Raw genomic sequence first — 2,516 nt, forward strand, 5'->3', positions numbered from 1 at the left:
CTGGGGCTTCGCTGGCAATGCGACCTGCCGGGGCCTGCTGGGAAATGGCGGGTGCGCGGGGAAGCGGCTCTGCTGCGCAATGCCCTGCAGTACACCCCCGCCGGCGGCACGGTGCAACTGAGCCTGGAAAGCCGGCACCATTGCGTTTGCATCCACGTGAGGGACACGGGCCTCGGCATCCCGCCTGAGCACTTGCCCCACCTGTTCGAGCGGTTTTACCGGGTGGACACGGCCCGCGCCCGCCATACAGGGGGATTTGGGCTGGGCCTGGCCTTGGCCCACCAGATCGTCACCGCCCATCGGGGATCCCTGCGGGTGGCCAGCCAAGTGGGAGAGGGGTCGGTGTTTACAGTGGAGCTACCCTTGTCATCTTCACGTCATTTTCTTTCGCCATCCTCAGGATAGGCCGCAAGGGAAAGCCCACTGAGCCAACCCCAAACCGGCTTGTCCTGTCGATTGGAGTTTGTAACCATGACGATTCGTGCTTCCTTCACCGGTGCCCTCGGCTGTTCCCTGCCGATTTTGCTGCTCCTCACTCCCCTGGTGCTGGGATCCCCGGCGCAAGCCCAGCGGGGCCGCCGCCCGGCTCTTGGAACCGCAGCCCCCGTGCCAATGCAGCCGAGTTGGCAGAGCCCGCGGGAGCTGGAGCGGGCCAGCCACGACCTGGCCAAAGCCCAGCGGCACCTGGCGGAAGCCAGCTTCTTCGCCCAGCGGGGATCCTCTCCGGAAGCCGCCCGTCTCCTGGAGCTGAGCCGCCAGAGCTTGGCCGAGGCCCAGAACGCTCTGCAAAGGGGGAATGTCTTCGCCGTCCGCGAGCAGGCCAAAGCGGCGGAAAACTTGGCCAAAGCCGCCAAGGCGCTCTACGAAGCGGAGTTGGGCTTTGGGAGCCGTCCTGGCCGTTCCTTCTTCGAGGCCCCCTTGCGCGCCCAAGAGTCCCTCAGCCGGCTGCAGGCGGAGATGGCCTTCGCCAACATCACCGCCGGCCCTGTGGCCGAGCTGCAGCAGCAAGCCCAGCAGTTGTTGAGCAGGGTCAATACCGATCCGGGCAGCTACACCTTCGCCGACTACAGCCGCAGCAAGGCTGCCCACCACTCGGCCCGCGCTGCGTTGCATCTGTTGGCGGCAGAGCGCCTGAGCGGTTTGGGATCCCTGGGCAGCCTCTAAGCGCCCCCTGGTTGAGGCAGCCCGCTCTCTTCTCCTAACCCTGCAGCAGTTGCGTTAGAGTAAAGGCCCCCGCCGCGGGGGCCGTTCTTGTTCCCAGAAATCCAGAGTCAATAGCCCACCCTCGTCGAGTGTACCTGCGTTTTCTGCACCTGTGGCACTTCCGCAACTACCGGGATCAGGGGATCCCCTTCGAGGCGCCCAAGACCATCCTGGTGGGGGAGAACGCCCAGGGCAAGACCAACCTTTTGGAGGCAGTGGAGCTCTTGGCCACCTTGCGCTCGCGGCGGGCCAGCCGGGATCGGGAGCTGGTGCAGCAGGGGGAAGAGAAGGCGCGGATTGCCGCCACCGTGGAACGGCTGGGGGTGGCCCACGAGCTGGCAATGGAGCTGCGCAGCCAGGGGGGGCGATCCCTGAGGGTTAACGGCCAGGTGCTACGGCGACAATCTGACTTTTTGGGGCAGGTGAGTGCCGTGGTGTTCTCCAGCCTGGATCTGGAGCTGGTGCGAGGGGGGCCAGAGGCGCGACGCCATTGGCTAGACGGGGTGTTAATCCAACTGGAGCCTGTTTATGCCGACTTGGTGGAGCAGTATCGCCAGATCCTCAAGCAGCGCAATGCCCTCTTGAAGCAGGATCCCAAGGATTCCATCCCGCCGACGCAAGGAGCCGCCAGCAACAAAGCTTCTCAGATGGCCTTCTGGGACGCACAACTGGCCACCAGCGGCAGTCGTATCGTGCGCCGTCGCGCCCGGCTGTTGCAGCGGCTAGAACCCCTGGCCGCCCGCTGGCACCAAACCATCAGCGGCGGACGGGAGACCCTCAACCTCACCTATCGCCCCCAGGTGCCCCTGCCGGATCCCCAGGCCGATCCCGCGGCGGTTCAGGCCCAATTCTTGGCAGAGATCCGCGCCAAGGCTGCTGCCGAACAGGCCCTGGGCACTTCCCTGGTCGGCCCCCACCGGGACGAGGTGGAGCTGAGCCTCGACGGACGGCTGGCTCGTGCCTACGGATCCCAGGGGCAGCAGCGCACCTTGGTCTTGGCCCTCAAACTGGCGGAGCTGGAGCTGATTGAGCAGGTGAAGGGGGATCCGCCCTTGCTGCTGTTGGACGACGTGCTGGCGGAGCTGGATCTGCACCGCCAAAACCAGCTCTTAGGGGCCATTCAAGAGCGGGTGCAAACTTTGGTTACCACCACCCACCTAGGATCCTTTGACACCGCTTGGCTCAAGGGAGCGCAAATCCTTCACGTGCACCAGGGGCAGATCTCTCCCGCCCCTGCCTCACTCCCCTTGGCTTAAAGCAAGCCAATCCCCCAGCATCTGGCTCTTATACACAACTCCGAGCCCCCGAGACGT

At 65.1% G+C, this 2,516-nt stretch carries 3 protein-coding genes; all 3 read left to right on the top strand.

Going from position 1 to position 2,516, the window contains the following annotated elements; genetic code table 11:
* On the top strand, positions 1-405 hold a 405-nt coding region (locus tag NW857_RS05585; protein WP_414368234.1), incomplete at its 5' end, for a sensor histidine kinase.
* 66 nt (positions 406-471) lie between these two features.
* Entirely contained in the window at positions 472-1,164 is a 693-nt protein-coding gene (locus tag NW857_RS05590) for a DNA-binding protein (protein ID WP_414368237.1), read from the top strand.
* A gap of 128 nt (positions 1,165-1,292) precedes the next feature.
* Positions 1,293-2,459, top strand: a complete 1,167-nt coding sequence (gene recF / locus NW857_RS05595) for a DNA replication/repair protein RecF (protein WP_414368239.1) — start codon at positions 1,293-1,295, stop codon at positions 2,457-2,459.
* The last annotated feature ends 57 nt before the right edge of the window (positions 2,460-2,516 follow it).

It is taken from the genome of Synechococcus sp. H55.9 (assembly GCF_047462355.1).
Classification (GTDB): domain Bacteria; phylum Cyanobacteriota; class Cyanobacteriia; order Thermostichales; family Thermostichaceae; genus Thermostichus.

Excerpts from the sequence above, each read along its gene's own strand:
- NW857_RS05590 (WP_414368237.1), top strand. The coding sequence starts at position 472 with ATGACGATTCGTGCTTCCTTCACCGGTGCCCTCGGCTGTTCCCTGCCG.